The sequence below is a fragment of the Saccharopolyspora gloriosae genome (assembly GCF_022828475.1).
Lineage (GTDB): Bacteria > Actinomycetota > Actinomycetes > Mycobacteriales > Pseudonocardiaceae > Saccharopolyspora_C > Saccharopolyspora_C gloriosae_A.
Genome location: NZ_CP059557.1, coordinates 2,749,269 through 2,773,092 on the forward strand (window position 1 = coordinate 2,749,269; position 23,824 = coordinate 2,773,092).

A 23,824-nucleotide genomic window follows, 5' to 3' on the forward strand; every position below is an offset into this window, starting at 1 on the left:
TGGTCCGCGTGAGGTGTTCGACCGGGCGCTCTCGGTTCAGCCCGCGAGCTGATCGTCGACCGGGTTCCGGTGATCGCTGGGCCGCATGCCGCGCAGCCGCTTGAACGCCACGCTCAGCGCGAAAGCGTTGGCATAGCCCACCTTCCGCGCGATCGTGTCCACCGTGTGGTCGGTCTCCCGCAGCAGATCCGCGGCCAAGGTGATCCGCCAGCTCGTGAGGTAGGCCATCGGCGGTTCGCCGACCAGCGCGGTGAACCGCCGAGCGAGCGCCGCGCGCGATATCCCCACCTTGGCGGCCAGCTCCGCCACCGTCCACGGGTGGGCGGGCGTGTCGTGCAGCAGCCGCAGCGCGGCACCCACCACCGGTTCGTCCAGCGCGCGGCACCAGGCGGGAGCATCGGCGGCCGGGTTGTCGAACCAGCTGCGCAGCGCGGAGATCAGCATCAGGTCCAGCAGCCGGTCCAGCACGAGCTGTTGTCCCGGCCGGTCCCTGGCGACCTCTTCGGTCACCATCTCCACCGAGGGCGAGTGGCTGTCGGCGGCAGGCACCACCAGCACGGCGGGCAATGCCTGCAGCAGTCGCTCGCTGAGCTCGCCCCGGCGCTCGAACGCCCCGCTGAGCAGCACGGCGTCCCCGTCGGCAGGCGTTCCGCAGCTCGGCGCGGCCCCGGAGGCGTGCTCGATGCCCTCGACCGTCGAGCAGTAGTCGGCGCTGGTCACCACCAGCGAGGGTGTGGTGGCGGGATCATTGGCCACCGCGTAGGGCACGTCGCCCCGGATGACCGCGATGTCGCCGACCTCGATGAGCACCGGCTCGTGCTGGTCGGGAACGATCCAGGCATGGCCGCTGAGCATCGTGGCCAGCGTCAGCGGGGCACCGCTGGCCATGCGCAGGGACCACGGGGGCCGCATGATCGTCTGCCGGAAGACGGCGCCGCGCGCCCGTACCTCCGCCAACAGCTCCGAGACCGCATCCATGTCCTCATCATAGACGTTCAGACATCAAGCAGAGCTTGTTAGCCATGGAACGTCTTGACGGACGCCGGTTGACTGGGGGCATGTCTGAACAATCGATTTTGGTCACCGGGGCGACCGGTAAGTCCGGCAGCCGCGTCGCCCGTCAACTGCGAGCCAGGGGATTGCCGGTTCGCGCGGCGGCCCGAAGCGGCGAGCACGTCTTCGACTGGACCGACGAAAGCACCTGGGACGCGGCTCTGGAGGGTGCTCGGTCCGCCTACATCGTGCAGCTCGACGGCACGAAGCTCGTCCGTCCGTTCGTCGAGCGGGCGGTGCGGCACGGGGTGCAGCGGATCGTGCTGGCATCGGGTCGCGGGATCGACGATCCGGATTACGCCACGGACAGCAGTGGTGTCCTGGACGGCATCCTCGACAGCGAGGCCGCCGTGCGGGAGAGCGGTCTCGAGTGGACGATCAGCAGGCCGGGCTGGTTCGCGCAGAACTTCAGCGAGGGCTTCTTCGGTGATGCCATCCGCGCCGGTGAACTGCGGCTTCCCGGTGGCGATGGGGCCGTCAGCTTCATCGATGCCGAGGACATCGCCGCGGTCGTGGTCGCCGCGCTGACCGAGGACGGGCACTCGGGCCAGATCTACGAGTTGTCGGGTCCTCGGGCGCTGACGCTGGCCGAGGCGGTGGCCACGATCTCCGAGGCCATCGGCGGCGAAGTCCGCTACGTGCCGATCTCCGCCGAGCAGTACGTCGCGGAACTCGTCGAGCAGGGGCTGCCGCCGGCCGACGCCGAAGCCTTCGCGCACGTGATCGAGCCGCTCCGGGACGGGACCGACGAATACCTCTCGGACGGCGTGCAGCGTGCGTTGGGGCGCGAGCCGCGCAGCTTCGCCGAATTCGCCAAGGCGACCGCAGCCGCAGGCGGCTGGACGGCCTGACCCATTAGCGCCAGCTGGCGGGGGGTACGTCCCACGTGTCGAGGGGAGTCGCGTCCTCGGCGCCGGCTCTGCCGGTCGCCGTTCGGGCGGCCTGCGGCGCGATCGTCGCGCTCGCCGGCAGGTCGAACGACATCGGTGAGACCTACAACGTGTCCAACCCGGACACGTTGACCTTCACGCAGGTCATCGAACGGCTGCGTGAACTGGGGTACGACATCGCCGAGCTCCCGCAGCAGGAGTGGAGCAGGTTGATCCGCCGTGACCCGGCGAACGCGCTGACACCGCTGCTGGACGTGTTCGAGACCGCGTTCACCGGGGTCGGCGGGTACCCCGACATCGACACCAAGAAGCTGGACGCGGCCCTGACCGGCACGTCGGTGAGCTGCCCACCGGTCGACCGAGCCCTGGTGACCACTTACCTGGAGTTCTTCATGCGCAGCGGCTATTTCCCACCGCTGCCGTCGGCGCCCGGACTTCCGGGGACGGAATCCGTCCGTGCCGAGTGAAGATCACCCGTGGCCGATCACCGCGGGCGGTCGAGTCTCGGCCCGCCGAGGAGGACCAGGCTCCTCGGCGGACCGACCGAGGTGCGGACACATCAACGAGCGCACCCGGCTCGGGAAGCTGACGTGCGAAGGCGCCCTGAGCCGGATGGGCCGGTCCCAGCGCGCCGTGTCCCGGTCAGCCCGCGAAGCGGCGGACGCTGTTGACCTGGCCCATGTACTCGACTTCCTCGACCGTGACGTCCTGGCCTTCGGTCGGGGCGTGCACGATCTTGCCGTTGCCGATGTAGATGCCGTTGTGGCTGCCCGAACTGTAGAAGAAGATCACGTCGCCGGGCTTCATGTCGCTCTGGGAGACCTTCTTGCCCTCCGAGATCTGCGACTGCGTCGAGCTGGGCAGCGACACCCCGGCCTGGCGGAAGGACCACGCGACGAGCCCGGAGCAGTCGAACTGCTGCGGCCCCTTGGCGCCGAACACGTACGGCGAGCCCTGCTTGCTCAGCGCCGCGTTGACCGCCTCGATGGCCGTGCCGGAACCGAGCAGCGACCCGACGTTGCTGCCGCCGGACATCGACTCCTGCTCTTGTTCGCTGAGACTGTTGTACTGCTCCTTGACCTTGGCGACCTGGGCGTCCATCGCGTCCTTCTTGCCCGCGATCTCGCCCTCGATCCGGGCCGCCTCGGCCGCCGCCGTCTCCGCGCGGCCGCGCGCGTCCTGGGCCTGCCGCTCGGCTCCTTCGGCCCGGTTGGTCGCGCCCGCCAACGCCTTGACGGCGTCGTTGTTGTCCTTGGCCAGCACGTCCAGCGCCGAGGACCGGTCGAGGAACTCGTCCGGTGACTCGCTGACCAGCAGCGCCGAAAGCTTGTTGAGCCGAGCTCCCTGGTACGAGGCGTGCACCAGCCGGTCGACGCCGGTGCGGAACTGCTGTTCGTCGGCACGCGCCTGACCGGCGACCCGGCCCGCCTGCTCGCTGTCGACGTTGGCCTGGTCCAGCTCCGCCCGCCGCTTGCCGTGGTCGTCCTGGGCCTTCTTGTACGTCTCCGTCAGTTCCTCGGCCTGGCGCCCCAGTTCCTTGAGCTGCTTCTGGGCGTCCGAAGCGTTGCCGGGTGGCTGCGCGACGGCCGGCGGTGAAGACACGCCGACAGCGGTGGCGACCACCGTGGCCGCCAGCGCACCGCCCATCGAGCGCTTCAATTTGGACGACGACACTGAACGCACACAACTCCTTTGCCGCTTACACCGGCTCATCGGCCACGGCTGTTCGAGGCCCGCAATGGACGGCCGCCTCGAAACGGCCGCCGACCGAGTCGGCGTGATTCACGGCGCCCCCTGCCGGATGACTGATCACCGCGAAACCGCGCACAGGCTACGCACAACGGCACCCCGTGGTCCACCAGCGCAAAGTGGCATTCGGCACAAGCGGATCCATCGGTCCGTGCGCAGCGTTTTCGAAGTGCGCGCGCTAATGGGGATTCGTGCGCCGATTACCGTGCGGACGGGCCGGCATCGTTATGCGATCAGCCGGTCGCCGAGTCCGGCAGGTTCGGCAGTTCGTCGAAACAGCGCGCTTTCCCGCGTGAACCCGGTGCCGGGCGGCCCGTTCGGGGACCGCGTTGCTCGTATCAGGTGCTCCGAATGCTCTGCCGAGCGCGTCCGGACCCGACTGAAGGTGATCACAGGTGCAGGCGCGGGGTTCCCGCTTCGTCCTGCTGGATTCGCTCGACCGGATCCGCGCCGGCCTGCCGCGCGAGCAGTGGACCGACGGCGCGTGCGGGCGATGACGGCCCGCACGCGCTCCTCGGCGGCCCCGGGGCCGACGGGCTACAACCGGCCGGAGCCGACGTAGTCGCGGGCGAACCGTTCCGCTTCCGGCGTCTCACCGGTGAGCCGCTGGACCTGCGCCCGGCGGGAGCGCAGTTCCGCCGCCGGGTCGGCCGCGTCCGGCGGAAGGTGCAGCAGGTGCAGGAGTTCTTCGGAGAACCCGAGGGCGTGCCGAGCCTGGGACCGCCGCCGCTCGCCGTAACCCGCCAAGCCCGTCGCGTCGTCGTGGCGATACCACCGCACGAGCGAGCGGGCGAGGTCGGCGGCATCGGCGATGGCGAGATTCATGCCCTTGGCGCCCGAGGGCGTGAGCACGTGCGCGGCGTCCCCGGCCAGGAACGCCCGCCCGTGCCGCGAGGTCCGCGCGATGCTGCTGCGCATCCGCAGGATCCCCGGTTCCCGGATCTCGACGATCCCGGCATCGGCGCCGAGCCGGACGCCGAGTTCTTCGTGCAGCCGCGCGGCGGGCCAGCGCGCGAGGTCTTCGTCGGCGGGAACTTGCAGGTACAGGCGTCCTAGCCGACCGGCTCTCGGCATCATCCCCGCGAAGCCGCGTTCGTGGACGGCGTACCGGATGCCTTCGACCGGCGCCGTGAGGTCGGCGAGCATCGTCAGCCAGTCGTAGGGGTATCGGCGCCGCACGTCGCCGTCCGGACTTCCCGGGAACGAACGGGAAACGACGCTGCGGGCACCGTCGCACCCGATCACGAAGTCGCACTCGGCCTCGAACTCCGCGCAGCGCAGCCGTGCGCCGGTCGCGGACGTGAGGTCCACGTCCAGCACGGCACTGTCGAAGCGTGGTGCGCGATCCGCTTCGTCGAGCGCGCCGAGCAGATCCCGCAGCAACAGCTGCTGCGGGTAGACGCAGTGCCGATCGCCGCCGGCCCGGGCCGCGTAGTCCAGCCGGATCCGCTCGCCGGAGACCACGATGTCGCACCAGCCGTGCCAGGTGGCGTCGCGGAGCAGCTCGTCGGCGAGCCCCCATTGCCGCAGGTACGCCACGACCCGGTGTTCCACCAATCCCGCGCGGGGTGTGGTCTCCACCGCCTGCCGGGAACGCTGCTCGATCACGAGCACGTCGATGCCGCTCCGGTGCAGGACGTTCGCGAGCACCAGCCCGGCAGGCCCCGCGCCGACGACGGCGACCCGGGCGCGCAGCAGGCCGCTCATCGGGTGGTCTCCTGCATTGCGGTGACCTCGGCGGAAATGATCTCCGGGGTGGGCGGTTCGTTGCTGACCGCGGCCGGGGCGTCGTGGTGCCGGAGCAGGTAGGCGCGGAAGGGGCTCCCGGTCGTGCCGGGGACGGCGTTGTCCAGAGTTTTCATGTACCTGGGGATTTTGAGTAGGGGGTATCGCGGCGTGCGGATCGCAGTTTCCGGACGCCCGTCTTCTTGCGTGTTGCGGATACCTTGCGAGAAGTGATCGGCAGGTTAGCACGACTGTTCCGGGTGCTGACGGTTTTCGTTGGATAATTTCTTGACCGGCTGAAATGTGTCTTTGCGTGATGCCGGGAAGGGTTTCTTCTTAATGTCCGATTGTTGTCTTCGGCCGAGCATTCATGCTCGTTGAGTGCGCCTCTTCGGCGTAGGTTCTGCTAGTGCTTTCGGTGTAGCTCGAGAAGCTTCGGATCGATATTCAGGGGAGATCTGCAAATATGATTTACCGAGCAAGGAAGACTCTTTCTGGATCTGAATTCTAGAAATAGTTTCAGTGGGAGATTCTTCGGGTGCGGCAAGGGAATCATTCGGTCGTCGCCGCGACCGCGAGGAAGACCGGACCTTGGCTCCCCGCCCGGCGGCGCCCTAACCTTCCTCAGGTGCGATGACGGATCCACGGCGACCTGCCCGGATTTCTGGAGGCGACGCCACATGAGCACGTGCCCCGTCGGCCACTCGATCTCGGCGGGCGCCGCGGCGTTCGACCCGTTCGGCGAGGAGTACCAGGCCGACCCGCCGGCCTCGCTGCGCTGGTCGCGCGACGAGGAACCGGTCTTCTACAGCCCGGAGATCGGCTATTGGGTGGTGACCCGGTACGCGGACGTCGCGGCCGTGTTCCGGGACAACTCGCTGTTCTCGCCCTCGATCGCGCTGGAGAAGATCACCCCGGTCTCGGCGGCGGCCACCCGGAAACTCGCCGAATACGGCTACGCCATGGACCCGCACGCTGGTGAACGAGGACGAGCCCGCCCACCAGCCGCGCCGCCGGGCGCTGATGGGCTCGTTCGCGCCCGAGGCGCTGGCGGCGCACGAGCCGATGGTGCGCGAACTCGCCCGCGACTACGTCGACCGGTTCGTGGACAAGGGCGAGGCCGACCTCGTCGACGAGATGTTCTGGGAGGTCACCCTCACCGTCGCCCTGCACTTCCTCGGCGTGCCGGAGGAGGACATGCCGACGCTGCGGAAGTACTCGATCGCCCACACCGTCAACACCTGGGGGCGGCCGTCACCGGAGCAACAGGTGGAGGTCGCGGAGGCCGTCGGCAACTTCTGGCACTTCGCAGGCGAGGTCGTGGCGAAACTGCGCGCGGACCCGTCCGGACCCGGCTGGATGCCCTACAGCATCCGGTTGCAGCGCGAACTGCCCGACATCATCACCGATTCCTACCTGCACTCGATGATGATGGCCGGCATCGTCGCCGCGCACGAGACGACGGCCAACGCCGCGGCCAACGCGGTGAAGTCGTTGCTGGAGAACCGATCGGCATGGGACGAGCTGTGCGCCGACCCGGCACTGATCTCGAACGCCGTCGAGGAATGCCTGCGGCACAACGGATCGGTCGCGGCCTGGCGCCGGCTCGTGACCGCCGACACCGAGATCGGCGGAGTGCCCGTCCCGCGCGGTGCGAAGCTGCTCATCGTCAACTCCTCGGCGAACCACGACGAGCGGCACTTCGACGATCCCGACGAGTTCGACGTCCGGCGCGACAACGCCGCGGACCACCTGACCTTCGGCTACGGCAGCCACCAGTGCCTCGGCAAGAACCTCGCCCGGATGGAGCTGCAGGTGTTCCTGGAAGAGCTCACCAAGCGGCTCCCGCACCTGGAGCCGGTGCCCGGCCGGAAGCTGACGTACCTGCCCAACACCTCCTTCCGCGGCCCGGAGCACCTGTGGGTGAGCTGGGATCCGGCGGCGAACCCGGAACGGCGCGACCCCGGCCTGCTGAACCGGCCGCACCCGGTGCGCATCGGGGAACCGCTCCGCCGGGCCATCACGCGCACGGTGACCGTCGAAGCCGTCGAACCGGTGGCGGAGAACGTCGTCTCGGTGACGCTGTCCGGGGCCGGGCTGCCGAGGTGGACGCCCGGTTCGCACATCGACGTCGAGCTGGGGGAGTCGTCGCGGCAGTACTCGCTGTGCGGCGACCCCGCCGAGCCGGATCGCTACCGGATCGCGGTGCTGCGCGAACGGGAGAGCCGGGGCGGGTCGCGGTTCGTGCACGAGCGGCTCGAAGTCGGCGAGACGCTGCGGATTCGGGGGCCGCGCAACCACTTCCGGCTCGACCCGGGCGCCGACGACTACCTGTTCGTCGCCGGCGGCATCGGCATCACTCCGATCATCGCGATGGCCGATCATGCTCACGCGGCGGGTGCCGCCTACGAGATCCATTACTGCGGGCGCGGCGAGTCGACGATGGCGTTGCTCGACCGCCTCCGCCGGGACCACGGCGACGCGCTCACCGTGCACACGAGCAGTGGCGGTCGCCTCGACGTCGATGCGCTGCTCGCGGAGCCTGTCGCGGGCAGGCAGGTCTACGCGTGCGGGCCGCAGCGCCTGCTCACCGCGCTGGAAGCGGCGATGATCCGGTGGCCGCAGGACTCCCTCCGCGTCGAGCACTTCGAGGCCGCATCCCTGCTCGACCCGGCAAGTGAGCACGCCTTCGACGTCGAACTCGCCGACTCCGGCGGCACCGTCATGGTCCCCGCCGATCTGACGGTGCTCACAGCCCTGCGGGCGGCCGGTGTCGACGTGCCCAGCGACTGCGAGGAGGGCCTGTGCGGTTCCTGCGAGGTCGCGGTGCTCGACGGCACGGTCGACCATCGCGATCGGGTGCTGACCAGGGCCGAGCGCGCGACCGGGCGCAGCATGATGACCTGCTGCTCCCGAGCTTGTGGAACCACGTTGGCCCTCGGTCTCTGAAACCGTCCCAGCCCTAGGTCGGCTCGTTGGAAGTCCAGTATGGACGATCAATTTCTGCGGTTTTACCGTCGAAGTGGGGTCGAACGGGCGCAGGAATTTTGCCATTGCGCCCACACTGCGGGGTTCCGGCTCTTAGCCTGGGGCGTGACCGGCGACGTTCCGGCCGGTCCTGCAGTGGATCACCACCTCTGCGCGGGAGGGACGACCATGGCCGCTGAGGCCCCGATCGGGATCAACGTCAGTGCCGAGCACGAACCGCTCTTGCGGCGGCTGGACGGCATCACCCCGCTGCTGAACGAGAACGCCGAGCGGTCCGAGGCGCTCGGCCGCCTCACCGAGGTCGTCGTGGAGGCGCTGCACGACACCGGTGTCTTCCGGGTGTGCATCCCGCGTGAACTGGGCGGCTACGAGTTCTCGCCGCGCCAGATCCTCGACACGGTTTCCCGCCTCTCCTACGCCGATTCCGCCGCGAGCTGGTCCGTGATGGCGCTGCAGATGGTGACCGGCACGACCGCCGCCTACCTCGGCGCGGACGCGGCGCGCGACCTGTTCGCCGACGTCGGCGCCGGCCGCCACGCGCTGATCGCGGGACAGGGCACCAAGCCCGGCACCGCCGTGCGGGCCGACGGGGGCTACCGCATCACCGGCCACTGGCATTTCGCATCGGGCCTGCCGATGGCCAGCCACATCCACACCGCGGCGCTGTGCGCGGAGACCGGCGAGTCGCTCGTGTGCACCTTGCCGAAGGAGCACGTGGAGCAGGTCGACAACTGGGACGTGATGGGACTCCGCGCGACCGGCAGTATCGACTACCGCTGCGAAGACGTCTTCGTGCCGAGCACGCACGCCTACGAGGCGGCCACCACGGACAACCGGCACGGCGGCGCCATGTACCGCATGGGCCTGGTGAACATGTCCGCCATCTTCCACAGCGGGTGGGCGCTCGGCGTGGGCCGCCGCATGCTCGACGAGATGAAGGCCTTGGCGGCGAAGAAAACGGGCGGCCCGAACGCCTCGGTGGACACCGGGCAGTTCCACGCCGAGTTCGCCGCGGCGGAGAGCAGGCTCCGCTCGGCGCGCGCCTGGGCGATGGAGGTCTGGGCCGACAACGAGGCGACGCTGGGCCGCGGTGAGCTCCTCAGCGCCGAGCAGGAGACCCTGACGCGGCTGATGTTGAACAACGCCACGTGGTCGGCGCAGGCCGTCGGCGAGACCGTCTACAAGTGGGCGGGCACGGCGGCGTTGCGGCGTGGAGTGCTGCAGCGGTTCTTCCGCGACCTCCACGCAGGCACCCAGCACGTCACTTCAGGCCCGGTGGTCTTGCAGAACTGCGGAAAGTGGCTGAGCGGCCTGGCCTCGGAGTCGGCTTGGGTGTTCTTGGATCTGAACCCGACCAGATGATCTTGCGTGTCGTTGTCTTGTCAGCGGCGCAACCGCTGAAGTAGCGACCATCAACGGAAAAGGACCACCGGCGGGTTCTCAGGTGCTTCCTCGCGAGGAAGCACCTGAGGCTCCGCTACCCGGACACCCGCGCAGCTGATTCCGCGGTGGTCACCCCGGGGGCATCACGTTGTTCATCTGCTCCTGGACCGGCCCCATGATGTCGGGGTTCGTCATGCCCATGACGAGTGCGATGGCCCCCAAGATGCCTAGGACCAGCGCGATGGCGCCCAGGATCAGGCCTCCCATGGCGACGCCCTTGCCGGTGCGTTGCGCTTGGGTGCCCTTCTTGCGTCCGATGATGCCGAGAACGATGGCGACGATCCCGAACACGATCGCCAACGGCAGGAGCACGGCCGTCAGGGCGCAGAAGAGGGCGAGCAACCCGAACACCAGGGCGAACACGGCGACGGGACTGGTCTTCGCGGGAGCCACCGAGGTGGGCGTGCCGGTGGTCCACGAGGTGTGTTCACCGCCCCTGTCGACCTCGTCCGGCCGTTGCTCGGTGTCGTGCGAGCCGCGTGAGCCCTGTGCGTCCTGCGGGCCGCGCGGGTCCTGCGGGTTCCGTGGGTCGTTCGAGCGGTCTGAGCTGTGCGAGCTGCGCGAATGCGTCATGGCGATTCTCTTTCTCGTGGATCCCTGTTGATCGCCGGGCCGGCCGACGGCAGGACCGCGTGGCGCCGCCCCTGGCGAGCGCCCCGGCTCAGCAAGCTGACCTCGTCGCTCCCGGGTGCCCATCCCGGACGGCTGAACAAACCCCGGCGGATTCCGGATCTGTGCGAGATCGGAAATCGGCGGGTTCTCGCCAGCGCGCCGATCCGTCGAACTGCGCGGGGCATCATGCACGCGTCCTTCGGGGAGGGCGTGAGTTCTCCGGATCGATCCCGATCCGGACCCGATCAACGGCAGGCGTGATGAGTGTGAACGTGAAGGTTTCGGTGGCCCGCATCGGAGCGGCCCGGCTCGGAATGGCCGGCCTCGCCGTAGCCGCCGCGGTGTCGCTGGCCGGCTGCGGCCAAGGCGTGCAGGTCGAATCCCCGAAGGATCCGAGCAACGAGTCCCCGTGCGACCTGGTGCCCTCCCAGACCATCCACGAACTGGGTTTCCACGAGGAAGGTGAGGAGACCGCCGACGGTTGCGCATGGAAGAGCGCCGGGGGCGGCGTGGAGCTGGCGATCGGTGTGGTGGCGGACCGCTCCCTGCAGGATTTCCGCGACGAGTCCACGAAGTACTCCGACTTCGGTGAGCTGACCGTCGCCGCGCACCCGGCGGTCCGCGCCAACTCGGGCGACCCGAAGGCGGACGGCAAGTGCGAGCTCGTCGTGGCGGCCAACGGCGAGCAGGCCGTCTCGGCGAAGGCGAAGATTCCCAGCGGTGCCACCGCGGACCCGTGCGCACTCGCCCAGCGAGCCCTCGACGCAGGCGTCCCCTCCTGGCCCGCAGCGGAGTGATCCCCGCAGGCACTCCCTGACACGCATCCGCGCCCGGTGGCAGCCCGCCACCGGGCGCGAACGGTTCACCGCACTGAACCAGCGCTCACTCGGATCGCTGTTCCCTCGGACGCCTTGCCGACGAGCTCCGGTCGCCGTCGTGGATGGCGGCCGAGGTGCGTCGGCCGCGCCGTCGTCCTCAGCGAGGCGCCGACGGGGGAAGTCGCGGGGTGCGGTCAGCCGCCGTTCGTATGACGAACCGAGGCGACCTGTTCGGTGGCTGACGGTCGAACGCGGATCGCAAGACAGTGGTGTGAACCGAATTCGACCACCCGCCGCGACGGAGGAGCCCGCCGATGCAGACGTCCGAGCCGTACGTCCTCGATCCGGACGCGACCGACATTCACGCCGAAGGCGCCCGGATTCGCGAGCGCGGCCCGCTCACCGAGGTCGTGCTGCCGGGCGAGGTCGTGGCCTGGTCCATCTCGGATCCGGCGATGCTGCGCCAGGTGCTGACCGACCCGCGCGTGTCGAAGGACCCGAACCAGCACTGGCCTGCCTGGATCAACGGCGAGGTGTCCGCGGACTGGCCGCTGATGGCCTGGGTCGCGAGGCAGGACATGCTCACCGCGTACGGCCCCGACCATCGGCGGTTGCGCTCGCTGGTGTCGAAGGCCTTCACGGCTCGCCGTGTCGAGGCCCTGCGCCCGTGGATCGAGCGGATCGTTGGGGAACTGCTCGACGAGCTCGCTGCCGACGGTGCGGGCGTCGTTGATCTCCGCCATCGGTTCGCCTACCCGCTGCCGATCGAAGTGATCTGCCAGCTGGTGGGTTTCTCCGAAGGCGACGCGCGCGCGGAGCTGCGGCGCTTCACCGACGTCATCATCTCCACCACGTCCGAACCCGGTGCGGCGGCGGCCGCCGCCGACGTCGGGCGGAACCTGTTCGTCGAGCTCATCGCCGCGAAACGGCGCGATCCCGGCGATGACCTGACGAGCGCGCTGCTCACGATCCGCGACGAGAACGACTCCCGGCTCTCCGGAGAGGAGCTGATCTCCACGTTGCTGCTGCTCGTCGGAGCCGGTCACGATACGACCGCCAACCTCCTCGACCACGCGGTCGTCGCCCTGCTCACCCACCCGGACCAGCTCGCACTGGTCCGGTCCGGACAGTGCGGCTGGGGCGACGTGATCGAGGAGGCACTGCGCTGGCAGCCGCCGATCTCGGTGATCCCGCTGCGTTACGCCGTCGATGACATCGCCCTCGGCGAGGTGACCATCCGAGCGGGGGAGGCGATCCTGCCCGCTTTCGGGAGTGCCAACCGCTGTCCACGATCGCACCGGGACGCCGACCGCTTCGACATCACTCGCGGCGACAAGGAGCACCTGTCCTTCGGGCACGGCACGCACTTCTGCCTCGGCTCGTCGCTGGCCCGCCTGGAGGCGGCGCTCGCATTACCGGCTCTGTTCGCGCGCTACCCCGACCTGGCGCTCGCGGTGCGACCGGACGAGCTCCGCCCCAACCCGTCGTTCATCGCCAATGGCCACCGCGAACTCCCCGTCCACTTAGGACTATGACTGTCCGGATGCGTTGGCAGGTGCCGGAGGATTCCGACCGCGGCGAGATCGTCCACTTCGACGGTGCGGGGCACCGGCGGCGAACTCATCTGGCCTCATCGTGCAGTTCTCGCTGACCTTCGACCACCGGGTGTGCGACGAAGGCACCACCGCGGGATTCCGCCACATCGCCGACACCCTCGAAACCCAGCGGTGTACGCACCGTCCACGATGATCCCGCCCCGGTGCGGCAAATCCGCCGTCCGCATGACGAAACGAGGTGACCTGTTCGGCGGATGACGGTCGGGCACGGACCACAAGACAGTGGTGAGCGCGCACCTCGATCACTCGCCGCGACAGGGGGCCGCCGATGCAGGCGCAGGAGCCGTACGTCCTCGACCCGGACGCGACCGACGTCCACGCCGAAGCCGCCCGGATCCGAGAACGCGGCCCGGTCGTGGAGGTCTTGCTGCCGGGTGAGGTCGTGGCCTGGTCCGTCTCCGACCCGGCGATGCTGCGCGGGCTGCTGACCGACCCGCGGGTGTCGAAAGACCCGAACCAGCACTGGCCCGCGTGGATCAACGGCGAGATTCCCGCGGACTGGCCGCTGGTCGCCGGGGTCGTCAGACAGGACATGCTCACCGCGTACGGCCCCGACCATCGGCGGTTGCGTTCGCTGGTGTCCAAAGCTTTCACGGCACGTCGCGTCGAGTCCCAGCGCCCGTGGATCGAGCGACTCGTCGAGGCCTTCCTCCACGAGATCGCCGAGGACCGGGCGGACGTCGTCGATCTCCGCGAACGGTTCGCCTACCCGCTGCCGTTCGAAGTGATCTGCCGGCTGGTCGGTGTTCCCGAAGGCGGGCCGCGCGCGGAACTGCGACGCATCAACGACGTCATCAGCTCCACCGCGACCGAGCCCGGCGCCTCCGCCGCCGCCTTCGAATCCGGGCGGAACCTGTTCATCGAGCTGGTCACGGCGAAACGCCGAGATCCCGGCGACGACCTGACCAGCGCGCTGCTCACGATCCACGACGAGAATCACTCGCGGCTGTCCGAAGCGGAGATGATGCACACGATGCTGCTGCTAGTAGGAGCCGGCCACGAGACGACCGCCAACCTCCTCGACCACGCGATCACGGCCCTGCTCACCCACCCCGACCAGCTCGAACAGGTCCGCTCCGGGCGGCGCCGCTGGGACGACGTGATCGAGGAAGCACTGCGCTGGCAGGCGCCGCTCCCGGTGGTCCCGCTGCGCTACGCCGTGGAGGACATCGTGCTCGGCGAGGTGACGATCCGAGCCGGGGAAGCGATCGTGGCCGCCTTCGGGAGCGCCAACCGGTGTCCGCGACAGCACCAGGACGCCGACCACTTCGACATCACCCGCGACAACAAGGAGCACCTGTCCTTCGGCCACGGCACGCACTTCTGCCTCGGCCCGTCGCTGGCCCGCCTGCAAGCGAGCCTGGCGCTACCAGCGTTGTTCACCCGCTTCCCGGCCCTGAACCTGGCGGTCCCGGCGGAAGAACTCCGACTCCTCCCATCCTTCATCTCCAACGGCCACCGCGAACTCCCTGTCCACTTGGGAGTCGTTTCAGAATGACCTGTGTGCCGGGCCGCTCAGCGGAACCTCAGCGGCTTCCTCGCTGCGGGTTCCATCAAGTAGCTCCTCACACGGCGAAATCCGGGTCCGGGCTGCTGTCCTCGCGAGGAAGCCGCTGAGAACCCGCCGGTGGTCGGCATTGCTCAAGCTGGTCACTGCTCAGCGGCTCCGCCGGTGACAAGGCAACGACCGAAGATCAATCTGCAAAGGCCCCTCAGAGGTCCTGCGGGTGATCTTTTGATCTGTGTCTTCGTCAGCGAGGGAGTCGCTTCTAAAGCCAGTCGTGTTCGCGGGCGTAGCGGGCCGCTTCGTGGCGGGTTCGGGTTTGGGTTTTCTGCATCGCGTTGGACAGGTAGTTGCGGACCGTGCCTTCCGCGAGGTGCAGGCGTGCGGCGATCTCGGAGGCGGAGAAGCCGTCGCGGGTGGCGCGTAGGACGTCGAGTTCGCGCTCGGTGAGGGGGCAGTCGTCGACGACCGCGAGCGCTGAGACGTCCGGGTCGATCCAGCGCTTCCCGGCGTGCAAGGTCTTGATCACCGAGCTGATGTGGGCGGGCTCCGCGGACTTGCTGACGAAGCCCTGGACTCCGAGCTTCAGCGCCTTGCGCAGCACGCCGGGCCGGGCGTGCCGGGTGAGCATGAGGATCACCTGTGCCGGCCGCGCACGGCGGATCTCGGTGACGGCGTCGAGACCGTCGACCCGTGGCATCTCCAGGTCGATCACGAGCACGTCCGGGTCGTGCCGCAGAGTGGCCGCCACGGCGGCTTCGCCGTCCTCGGCTTCGGCGAGCACCGTGATCTCACCTTCCAGCGGCAGCAGGGCCGCGAGCGCTTTGCGCAGCAGCGCCTCGTCGTCGGCGAGCACCACCGTGGTCATCGGGTCTCCTCCCGGGCCGTCCAGGCGGGGAAGGCCGCCGCGGTCGTGAATCGGCCGTCCGAACGGGACACTTCCAGCTCACCGCCGTGGTCCGCCATTCGTTGCCGCAGCGTGGAAAGCCCGCTGAGCTTCGGCGATCCGGGCTCGTGCGCGCCGTCGTTGACTATGGTGATGCCGGCGGCCGACAGCGTGATCCGAACCTGGCGCGCTTGGGCGTGGCGCAGGATGTTCGTCGTCGTCTCGCGCAGGACTTGGCCGAGCAGCTCACCCGCGCGCGGATCGACGTCCGCCTCGCGGTCGATGTGCACGTGGATTCCCGCGGCCTCGAACAGGTTCTTCGCGTTCTCCAGCTCCGCCGAGAGGTTCAGCCGCCGCTGCGCGTGGGCGAGTTCCTTGGTCTCCACAATGGTGTCGCCGACGAGGGTGTGCACCTCCCGCAGCTCTTCGCGCACCCGGGCGGGGTCGGCGTCCAGCAGCTTCTCCGCGAGCGCGACCTTCAGCTTCACCACGTGCAGGGTGTGGCCCTGGATGTCGTGGAGATCGCCTGCGAACCGCATGCGCTCCCGCATCACGGCCAGCTCGGCGTCGCGTTCCCGCGACTGCTCGAGTTCGGCGATCAGGTCGTAGAACCGCTGGTTCAGGTACACGAAACCGGTTGCCAGCACGACGGTGAGCGCAGGGCTCCCGACGTACGGCCAGAGCCGAGCACCGACGTCGCCGTAGACGAGCAGGTTCGCCGACCCCAGCACGGCAACGAGCAGGGACAACCCGAGCAGCGTCACCAACCGGCGTCGCCGCATCGGCGGGATCAGGAACGACCCGACGAGGCAGACGCCGAAGGAGGCACCGGTGCTGTCGGTCAGCGCCCCGAGGAGCCACATCGCGGCGGCCACCACCAGGCAGGGTTTGGCGACGCGGAGGAAGTCACCCGCCGTCCAGCGTTCGGCGGTGGCCACCGCGGCCGCCACCGCCACGACCTGGATGACGACGTGCGCCCACGAGTGCGCGGTGAGCACCAGCGAGAGCACGCCGACGATGAGGACGGGCGGCACCGTCGTGATCAGGTTGAGCGTGCGCAACCGGTCTTGGACGGCACCGCCGGTCCACCTGGGGCGGGACACGGGCCAGCTGTCCGTCATGGTCCTCCGGAGTTCGAGCAGCGGTCGGTCCCCGAGCATGCCGCACGGATCCGGGGGCGACCAGTGACGCCACGTCAGGTTTCGGGGGCGAGGAACGTCACGGTTCGCCGGTGACGTGACCGCACTACTGGGCGGGCGCCGACCCCGGTGGAATCGGTGCATGCCAACGACACCGATCATCGCCGTCGCCGCCTGCATGGGGCTCAACCGCGGTGACTTTCCCGCTTTCAGGTCGTCACCTCGTCGATCCGCACTGTCCGGCGCATCGGGGCGCACCGACTCGCCCCGCTCGGGCACCGCCGAACTCCGGCGGCCGCGCACTCCCGAGCCGGCCCGTTCGGCGGGAGATCCGCAGGCGGCTGAGTCCGAACCATTGTCGTGACCCCCGGGGACGTCGGCGAACCGCGCCGCCGAGCTGTGCGCGCACGAACAGAGGAGAGGCGATCCGATGCAGAAGTTCTTGGTGACCATGGCTTTCGGCGCCGCCGTCGCCGCGGCGGGAACGGCGGTGGTGCCGGCGGTGTCCGCGGCGCCGAAGACCACCGACGAGCTGAACTGGGGGCCGTGCCCGGAAACTCCCGTCCCGACACCGGACCTGGAGTGCACGACCGTGCAGGTCCCGCTGAACTACCAGGACCCCGAAGGGCACACGATCGACATCGCGGTGTCGCGGTTGCCCAGCAAGAACCCGGAGAAGCGGCGCGGCGTGCTGCTGACCAATCCGGGCGGCCCCGGTAGCGGAGGGCTGGATTACCCGCAGCTGCTGACGACGCCCGTGCTGCCGAAACCGCTGCCGCAGAGCGTGCGGGATCAGTACGACGTGATCGGGTTCGACCCGCGCGGAGTCGGCCGCAGCGCCCCGGTGACCTGCGACCTGACGCCGGAGCAGCAGGCCATCGGCAACCTGCCGTACCCGAACGACGAGGCCGACGTCCTGCGGCAGGCCGAGGTCGCGAAGGCCGAAGCCCGGCAGTGCGCGGACTCGGAGACCGGGCCGATGCTGCCGTACACCACCACGGCGAACACCGCGCGGGACATGGATCGGATCCGTGCCGCTCTGGGCGAGTCCACTGTGTCCTATCTCGGCGCGTCCTACGGGACGTACCTGGGCGCGGTGTACACGACGATGTTCCCGCAGCACAGCGACCGGTTCGTGCTGGACAGCAATCTCGGTCCGGGTGGATACGACATCGAGGCCATGCGCGCCTTCGGCCGCGGTCTGGAGGACCGGTTCCCCGACCTCGCGAAGTTCGCCGCCGCGCACCCGGAGTACGGGCTGGGCACGACTCCGGCCGAGGTGACCGCGAAGTTCCACGAGCTGGCCGCCCGGCTGGACCGGGAACCGGTCGCGGCCTACAACGGCTCGATCTTCCGCGGCATGGTGTTCACCTTGCTGTACAGCGAGAATCCGGAGCCGGTGGCGCGGGCCATGCAGTCCCTCGACAAGGGTGAGGATCCGAAGCTGCCGGGTTCCGAGCCGCCCGCGACGGACAACATCTCCGCCGCCCGGTTCGCCGTCCTCTGCGGCGACTCGGCCTGGCCACGTTCGGTGGAGAGCTACCAGCAGGACGTGGAGGTCGACCGGAAGCGGTACCCGCTGATCGGTGCGGCGGGGGCGAACATCGGTCCCTGCGCATTCTGGGAGACCGACCCGGTGGAGCCCCCGGTTCGGATCACCGACCGCGGCCCGTCCAACGTCCTCATGGTGCAGAACGAGCGCGACCCGGGGACTCCGATGTCCGGTGCCCGCGAACTGCGCGCGGCGTTCGGCGACCGCGCCCGGATGGTCTCGGTCGACGAGGGCGGCCACGGCGCCTACGTGATCGGCGCCAACCAGTGCGCCAACGACGCGGTGACGGACTTCCTGGTCACGGGGGCGCGGCCGGAGCAGGACTCCGCCTGCGCAGCGGAACCCCGCTGACCACCGAACGCACCCGGCCGATCGCTTCTCGCGATCGGCCGGGTCGGCGTGGTGAAGTCAGCCCCAGGTCAGGAACCGGTAGTGCAGGCCCGTCGAGGATTCCTGCCAGTCCCCGGTGGAGTCCGGTGCGCGCCCGACCTCGGGAGCGTGGGTGTCGCCGTCGAAGAGCTCCCGGATCTCGGTCACGACGATCCGGTCCGCGAGCGGCAGCGCCGCCCGGTACACCGCCGCGCCGCCGATCACCCACACGTCTCCGGACGCCGTGGCCAGCGCCTCAGACAGGTCGGTGAAGGTTTCCGCGCCGTCCTGCGGCGTGCGCGACAGCACGAGGTTGCGCCTGCCGGGCAGCGGCCGGAACCGCGGCGGCAGCGACTCCCAGGTGCGGCGGCCCATGAGCACGGTCGCGCCGGCGGTCACCGTGCGGAAGTGCTTGAGGTCTTCCGGCAGGTGCCACGGCATCGTCGCGTCGCGGCCGATGACACCGTTGGCCGACTGCGCCCAGATGAGCCCGATCACACCGCCACCGGAGCCTTGATGCCCGGGTGCGGGTCGTAGCCGTCGATCACGAAGTGCTCGTAGGTGTAGTCGAACAGGCTGTCCGCGGGTTGCAGGCTGAGCTCGGGGAACGGCCGTGGCTCGCGCGCGAGCTGCCGGTGGACCTGCTCGTCGTGGTTGTCGTAGATGTGGCAGTCGCCGCCGGTCCAGATGAAGTCGCCGACTTCAAGACCGGCCTGCGCGGCCATCATGTGCGTCAGCAGCGCGTAGCTGGCGATGTTGAACGGCACGCCGAGGAATAGGTCCGCGCTGCGCTGGTAGAGCTGGCAGGACAGCTTGCCGTCGGCGACGTAGAACTGGAAGAAGGCGTGGCACGGCGGCAGCGCCATCCGCGGAATGTCCGCGACGTTCCACGCGGACACGATGATCCGCCGGGAGTCGGGGTTCTCGCGCAGGGTGCGCAGCACCTCGCTGATCTGGTCGATGTGCCGGCCGTCCGGGGTCGGCCACGACCGCCACTGCACGCCGTAGATGGGGCCGAGCTCACCGTCCGGCGCCGCCCACTCGTCCCAGATCGTGACGCCGTTGTCCCGCAGCCAGTTGGCGTTCGAGTCGCCGCGCAGGAACCACAGCAGCTCGTAGGCGACCGAGCGGAAGTGGACCTTCTTCGTCGTGATCAGCGGGAAGCCGTCGGACAGCCGGTAGCGCAGTTGGTGGCCGAAGACCGACCGGGTGCCGGTGCCCGTGCGGTCCGCCTTGTGGGCGCCGGTGTCGAGCACGTGTCGGAGCAGGTCTTCGTACTGCGTGTCAGGCATGCCCGCGAGCCTAGACGTCTCGACCTGACCAGCGGACATAGGGCATCTGGTGCGTCTCCGCCGATCGCGGTTCCGGTCAGGTTCGGAAATCGGTGACGATCGCTTCCGCGAGCAGGTCCGCCACTCGCCACCCTCCCGCGTCCGCGGCCGGGCAGGCGCCGAGCGTGACCTCATCCCTGATGAGCACCACGATGACGGCCAAGATCGCGCCCGCGCTGGCGGCGGGCAACACCGTGGTGATCAAGCCGTCGGAGCACACCTCGGCGTCGCTGCTGAAGCTGGTGCCGCTGTTCGAGCAGGCCGGTTTCCCGCCCGGAGTGGTCAACGTCGTCACCGGTCACGGCGCGGACGCCGGGGACGCGTTGGTGCGCCACCCGCAGGTCGCGAAGCTCAGCTTCACCGGCAGCACCGCCACTGGCTCGCGCATCGCCGCCACCTGCGGGTCCCGGTTCGTGCCGGTGACGCTGGAACTCGGCGGCAAGTCGCCGAACATCGTCTTCGACGACGCCGACACCGACGGTGCGGCGATGGGCATCATCGCCGGGATCTTCGCCGCGGCCGGTCAGACCTGCATCGCGGGCAGCAGGGCCTTCCTGCAGCGGGGCGTCTACGACGAGGTGCTGGAGAAGGTCGCCGCGCGCGCCGCCACCATCAAGATCGGTGATCCGCTGGCCGACGACACGGAACTCGGCCCGGTGGCGTTCGCCGATCAGCGCGACAAGATCGAGGAGTACGTGCGGCTGGGGCGAGCGGAAGGCGGCAGGGTGCTGCACGGCGGCACGCGGCCGGACCTGGACCTCGACGGCTACTTCTACACCCCGACGGTGTTCGTCGACACCGACAACGGCATGCGGATCTGCCAGGAGGAGATCTTCGGCCCGGTGCTCACGGTGATGCCGTTCGACACCGAGGAAGAGGTGGTGTCGCTGGCCAACGACACGTCCTACGGGCTGGCCGCCGGGGTGTGGACGCGGGACCTCGCGCGCGCCCACCGGCTTTCCTCGGTGCTGGAGGCGGGGACGGTGTGGGTGAACACCTACCGGGCGATGTCGCCGATGTCGCCGCGTTCCGGTTTCAAGCAGAGCGGTGTCGGCATCGAGCACGGCACCGAGGTCGTTCGCGAGTACACCCGGCTCAAGAGCGTCTGGATCAACACCGACGAGAGCCCCGCCCGCGACCCGTTCGTCCTGGGTTCCTGACCGGAGTCCGGTGGGACGGTTCAACCCGTCCCACCGGACCGCGCGATCAGCCGAGGATGTGCTGCGCGAGGGCGTCGAGGATCCGGTGATCCTGCGCCTGCGGGCGCATCTCGGCCGGAGTGCCCGGATAGGTGTCGAACAGGACGTGCGTCGCACCGAGTTCGGCGAGCTCGTCCACGTCCCGGCGGACCTGGTCGAGGGTGCCTTGACCGGCAGGCCGCGTGTCGTCGTCGAGCGCGCCGTCGGTCAGCAGCAACGGCAGGCGCGGCGCGAAGTCGGGCGTGACGCGGCCGGCGTCCTCGGCGGCGCGCCGCAGCGCGGGCAGACCTTCGTCGCGCAGCCACGGAAGCCGCTGGTTGTACGGGTGCCACGCGTCGCCGAATCGCACCGTCCGGCGGATCGCCGCCGCACTGTTGCCGCCCACCCACAGCGGCGGTTGCCGGGTCGGCAGCGGGCCGGTGGACACGTCGTCGAACGAGACGAATTCGCCGTGGAACGACAGTGTTTCCTCGCGCCAGGACCGGGTGATGACCTCCAGGTACTCATCGGTCATCCGGCCACGGCGCTCGAAGGGCAGGCCCAGCGCCTGATATTCCTGCTGCGCCCAGCCGATTCCGGCTCCCACCAGGAGACGACCGCCGCTGAACTGGTCGATGTTGGCGGTCACGCGCGCGGTGTGCAGCGGGTGGCGATACGGCACGATCGCGACGGTCGTGCCGAGTTCGATCCGTTCGGTCTGCCCGGCGAGCCAGGCGAGCGTGGTGAACGGGTCGTAGAACGGTGCCGGGTAGGGCTCGGCCGCGTCCGGGGTGATCGCGAGGTGATCGGAGATCATCGCGAAGCCGAATCCGCGTTCTTCCGCGTAACGCGCCCACCCCAGCAGCGTCGACGGGTCCGTGCCCGGGCCGAAATTGAGTATGTTGACGCCGAATCGCCCCCTTGTCTCCTAGCTCTCGTGGATCTCCCTCCCCATCGTGGATGACGGATGAGGTCGTGTTCCGGAGCCCCTATTCATGGCTCGCTCACCGGGAAACGCGCGAGCGGTATCCGGACGTCTGGAAGTCGCTGTTCGGGCGCGGCCGCCGCAAGTTCTGGGGGAGCCGAACGCTTGTCGTCCTTCACCGCGCACCTCGGCGCGACCGAGCGAAGACCCGAGCACCGCTGATCCGGGTGGCTCGGGGGCGAACGAACGGGGTGGTATTTCTATACCGAAGGCGTGCTACCGTTTCGGTATAACTATACCGACATTGATGGCGCGAGGTAGTCGTGATCGAACTGAAGACGCCTGCGGAGATCGACCGCATGCACGTGGCCGGGCGTTTCGTCGCCGAGGTGCTCACCGAGGTCGGGCGCCTCGCTGACGTGGGCGTCAACCTCCTGGACCTGGAGCACCACGTTCGCGGCATGATCAAGCGGCGCGGCGCGGAGTCCTGCTACTGGGACTACTCGCCGTCGTTCGGCAAGGGGCCGTTCCGCAACGTCATCTGCCTGTCGGTCAACGACGCCGTCCTGCACGGTCTGCCGCACGACTACGTGCTGCGCGACGGGGACATGCTCACTGCGGACATCGCCGTGATGGTCGACGGCTGGGCGGCCGACTCGGCGCGCACCGTCATCGTCGGCACTCCCGCCGATGAGGACCTGCGGATCATCCGGGCCACCGAGGAAGCGCTGGAGGCGGCGATCGAGGTGTCGCGTCCGGGCAAACGACTGGGAGACATCTCGTCCGCGATCGGGGCGGTGGCCCGGGACTACGGCTATCCGGTCAACACCGAGTTCGGTGGGCACGGCATCGGCCGCACCATGCACGGGGAGCCGCACGTGGCGAACAAGGGCCGGGCGGGTCGCGGCCTGAAGCTCCGGCCGGGCCTGACCCTGGCGCTCGAACCCTGGTTCGCCCGCACCACCGATCAGATCATCTACGACGCCGACGGCTGGACGATCCGGTCGGCCGACGGATCGCGCACGGCCCACTCCGAGCACACGATCGCCATCACCGAGGAGGCGCCCAAGGTGCTCACCCGGCGGTAGATCCGGCCCGTGCCGCGCGGGAAACCCGGCGCGGAGTGCGATCACCGAACCGGCAACCACGGCCTCGGTGGGTGCTCCCGTCGTGACAGGAGCACCCACCGGTGAGGTCAGCGGCCCGCGAGAGCCGGGGCCTCGGTGAACAGCCGAGGCTCGATCTCCGCGCCCTGCGCGAAGTTCTCCTCGATCTGCGCCTTCTCCTCAGGGTTGGCGAGGTTGTTCTTGCAGTCCGTCCCGGCGCTCGCCCCGGACATGAGGTCCTCGCACACGCCGGTCCGGTCGTCGGGCAGACCGAAGATGTGGCCGATCTCGTGGGTGGCGATGCGCGGGATGTGGTGGCCTTCGTCGACGGCCTGCCGTCCCATCCACACCGTGCCGACGCCGAGGGACTCGGTCTGGGCGCGGGGCCATTCGTCGTCGGCGAGCACGGTGAGGTCGGCTTGGCCGTCGGTGGCCTTCTCCAGCTTGACGTTGGAGAGCTGGCCGTTCCACACCTCGGCGGCCTCGTCGATGGCCGCCTGGAACTCCTCGGCCTGGCTGGCGTCGTAGGTGACGATGTGCGGTTCGGCTGCTTCACCGGAGACGGCTCCTGCCAGCGGCGCCCCCGTCACCAGCAGAATCGCGGAAGCCGCACCGGCGAGTGCGGTCGTCATCGAGAACCTGGGCATCTCGGCTCCTCCCCATCGGCCACCTCGCGGAGGCCTGGACCATTACGCCCGGAGGTTAGGCCCGGGCCGCGCCCCGATCCGGGCAGTGGCGGATAACCGCCATTCCCTGGGAAAAGAGCAGACGGGTGGCAGCGGCACCTCACCCTGGGCACATCCGTGATGTCGCGAGAGGTTCTGCCGCTGCTTCCCTGGATGGATAACGAAGAACGGTTCCTGAACCGGTGTGGTGAACGGTGATGTCAGGCCGGCGGTGTTTCGACTTCTCGCGAAATCGCGCGGAGTTGAATCGGGTG

The 23,824-nt window shown here is 69.3% G+C and carries 21 protein-coding genes; 10 read left to right on the forward strand and 11 right to left on the reverse strand.

Annotated features, from left to right (window positions below):
* Positions 1-36: 36 nt before the first annotated feature.
* Positions 37-978 carry an AraC family transcriptional regulator gene (locus H2Q94_RS11770; RefSeq protein ID WP_243794630.1) on the reverse strand — a complete coding sequence of 314 codons (942 nt, stop codon included), beginning with the start codon at positions 976-978 and terminating at the stop codon, positions 37-39.
* A gap of 80 nt (positions 979-1,058) precedes the next feature.
* Between H2Q94_RS11770 and H2Q94_RS11775 the strand changes: the two genes are divergently transcribed.
* Both H2Q94_RS11775 and H2Q94_RS11780 read left to right on the forward strand, forming a co-directional pair.
* Positions 1,059-1,904: an NmrA family NAD(P)-binding protein gene (locus H2Q94_RS11775; protein ID WP_243794631.1), complete on the forward strand. Its 846-nt coding sequence runs from the start codon at positions 1,059-1,061 to the stop codon at positions 1,902-1,904.
* Between the two features lie 35 nt (positions 1,905-1,939).
* Complete coding sequence (locus tag H2Q94_RS11780; RefSeq protein WP_243794632.1) at positions 1,940-2,410, forward strand: hypothetical protein; 471 nt, start codon at positions 1,940-1,942, stop codon at positions 2,408-2,410.
* 175 nt (positions 2,411-2,585) lie between these two features.
* Here H2Q94_RS11780 and H2Q94_RS11785 read toward each other — a convergent pair whose 3' ends face one another.
* The 3 genes from H2Q94_RS11785 to H2Q94_RS11795 all read right to left on the reverse strand — a co-directional run bounded on the left by H2Q94_RS11785 (position 2,586) and on the right by H2Q94_RS11795 (position 5,554).
* Positions 2,586-3,617 carry a C40 family peptidase gene (locus H2Q94_RS11785; protein WP_243794633.1) on the reverse strand — a complete coding sequence of 344 codons (1,032 nt, stop codon included), beginning with the start codon at positions 3,615-3,617 and terminating at the stop codon, positions 2,586-2,588.
* A 612-nt stretch (positions 3,618-4,229) separates the two neighbouring features.
* Complete coding sequence (locus tag H2Q94_RS11790) at positions 4,230-5,399, reverse strand: FAD-dependent monooxygenase (protein WP_243794634.1); 1,170 nt, start codon at positions 5,397-5,399, stop codon at positions 4,230-4,232.
* Positions 5,396-5,554, reverse strand: a complete 159-nt coding sequence (locus H2Q94_RS11795; protein ID WP_243794635.1) for a hypothetical protein — start codon at positions 5,552-5,554, stop codon at positions 5,396-5,398. Before H2Q94_RS11795 ends, H2Q94_RS11790 begins: the two co-directional genes overlap by 4 nt.
* An 841-nt stretch (positions 5,555-6,395) precedes the next feature.
* On the opposite strand from H2Q94_RS11795, the gene H2Q94_RS11800 reads away from it, so the two are divergent.
* Positions 6,396-8,366: a cytochrome P450/oxidoreductase gene (locus H2Q94_RS11800; protein WP_475274395.1), complete on the forward strand. Its 1,971-nt coding sequence runs from the start codon at positions 6,396-6,398 to the stop codon at positions 8,364-8,366.
* A gap of 207 nt (positions 8,367-8,573) precedes the next feature.
* Positions 8,574-9,767, forward strand: coding sequence for an acyl-CoA dehydrogenase family protein (locus H2Q94_RS11805; RefSeq protein WP_243794636.1), 1,194 nt, complete (start codon positions 8,574-8,576; stop codon positions 9,765-9,767).
* Positions 9,768-9,917: 150 nt separating this feature from the next.
* Here H2Q94_RS11805 and H2Q94_RS11810 read toward each other — a convergent pair whose 3' ends face one another.
* Positions 9,918-10,421 carry a DUF4190 domain-containing protein gene (locus H2Q94_RS11810; RefSeq protein ID WP_243794637.1) on the reverse strand — a complete coding sequence of 168 codons (504 nt, stop codon included), beginning with the start codon at positions 10,419-10,421 and terminating at the stop codon, positions 9,918-9,920.
* Positions 10,422-10,732: 311 nt separating this feature from the next.
* On the opposite strand from H2Q94_RS11810, the gene H2Q94_RS11815 reads away from it, so the two are divergent.
* The 3 genes from H2Q94_RS11815 (at position 10,733) to H2Q94_RS11825 (ending at position 14,392) form a co-directional block, all read left to right on the forward strand.
* Complete coding sequence (locus H2Q94_RS11815; RefSeq protein ID WP_243794638.1) at positions 10,733-11,257, forward strand: DUF3558 family protein; 525 nt, start codon at positions 10,733-10,735, stop codon at positions 11,255-11,257.
* 335 nt (positions 11,258-11,592) lie between these two features.
* A complete protein-coding gene (locus H2Q94_RS11820) occupies positions 11,593-12,813 on the forward strand; it encodes a cytochrome P450 family protein (protein ID WP_243794639.1) in 1,221 nt (406 codons plus the stop codon).
* Between the two features lie 349 nt (positions 12,814-13,162).
* Positions 13,163-14,392: a cytochrome P450 family protein gene (locus H2Q94_RS11825; RefSeq protein WP_243794640.1), complete on the forward strand. Its 1,230-nt coding sequence runs from the start codon at positions 13,163-13,165 to the stop codon at positions 14,390-14,392.
* Positions 14,393-14,663: 271 nt separating this feature from the next.
* On the opposite strand, the gene H2Q94_RS11830 is transcribed toward H2Q94_RS11825, so the two are convergent.
* Both H2Q94_RS11830 and H2Q94_RS11835 read right to left on the reverse strand, forming a co-directional pair.
* Positions 14,664-15,266, reverse strand: a complete 603-nt coding sequence (locus H2Q94_RS11830; RefSeq protein ID WP_243794641.1) for a response regulator transcription factor — start codon at positions 15,264-15,266, stop codon at positions 14,664-14,666.
* The gene (locus tag H2Q94_RS11835) at positions 15,263-16,405 is read right to left on the reverse strand and encodes a sensor histidine kinase (protein ID WP_243794642.1); all 1,143 of its coding nucleotides are present in this window, start codon (positions 16,403-16,405) and stop codon (positions 15,263-15,265) included. The genes H2Q94_RS11830 and H2Q94_RS11835 overlap by 4 nt, the downstream gene beginning before the upstream one ends.
* A 448-nt stretch (positions 16,406-16,853) precedes the next feature.
* Between H2Q94_RS11835 and H2Q94_RS11840 the strand changes: the two genes are divergently transcribed.
* Positions 16,854-18,326, forward strand: a complete 1,473-nt coding sequence (locus tag H2Q94_RS11840; RefSeq protein WP_243794643.1) for an alpha/beta hydrolase — start codon at positions 16,854-16,856, stop codon at positions 18,324-18,326.
* 57 nt (positions 18,327-18,383) lie between these two features.
* Here H2Q94_RS11840 and H2Q94_RS11845 read toward each other — a convergent pair whose 3' ends face one another.
* Together H2Q94_RS11845 and H2Q94_RS11850 are read right to left on the reverse strand one after the other, a co-directional pair.
* Positions 18,384-18,842, reverse strand: a complete 459-nt coding sequence (locus H2Q94_RS11845; protein ID WP_243794645.1) for a dihydrofolate reductase — start codon at positions 18,840-18,842, stop codon at positions 18,384-18,386.
* Positions 18,839-19,636 (reverse strand): thymidylate synthase, encoded by a 798-nt coding sequence (locus H2Q94_RS11850; RefSeq protein WP_243794647.1) that lies wholly within the window; start codon positions 19,634-19,636, stop codon positions 18,839-18,841. The genes H2Q94_RS11845 and H2Q94_RS11850 overlap by 4 nt, the downstream gene beginning before the upstream one ends.
* A 164-nt stretch (positions 19,637-19,800) precedes the next feature.
* Here H2Q94_RS11850 and H2Q94_RS11855 point away from each other — a divergent pair, with 164 nt between their 5' ends.
* Positions 19,801-20,835: an aldehyde dehydrogenase family protein gene (locus H2Q94_RS11855; protein ID WP_243794649.1), complete on the forward strand. Its 1,035-nt coding sequence runs from the start codon at positions 19,801-19,803 to the stop codon at positions 20,833-20,835.
* Positions 20,836-20,881: 46 nt separating this feature from the next.
* On the opposite strand, the gene H2Q94_RS11860 is transcribed toward H2Q94_RS11855, so the two are convergent.
* Positions 20,882-21,754 carry a TIGR03619 family F420-dependent LLM class oxidoreductase gene (locus H2Q94_RS11860; RefSeq protein ID WP_258718709.1) on the reverse strand — a complete coding sequence of 291 codons (873 nt, stop codon included), beginning with the start codon at positions 21,752-21,754 and terminating at the stop codon, positions 20,882-20,884.
* A 347-nt stretch (positions 21,755-22,101) separates the two neighbouring features.
* Here H2Q94_RS11860 and map point away from each other — a divergent pair, with 347 nt between their 5' ends.
* Positions 22,102-22,866, forward strand: coding sequence for a type I methionyl aminopeptidase (gene map, locus H2Q94_RS11865; protein ID WP_243794653.1), 765 nt, complete (start codon positions 22,102-22,104; stop codon positions 22,864-22,866).
* Positions 22,867-22,973: 107 nt separating this feature from the next.
* Here the strand turns inward: map and H2Q94_RS11870 are convergent, their stop codons facing one another.
* Positions 22,974-23,531 (reverse strand): snapalysin family zinc-dependent metalloprotease, encoded by a 558-nt coding sequence (locus H2Q94_RS11870; protein WP_243794655.1) that lies wholly within the window; start codon positions 23,529-23,531, stop codon positions 22,974-22,976.
* Between the last annotated feature and the right edge of the window lie 293 nt (positions 23,532-23,824).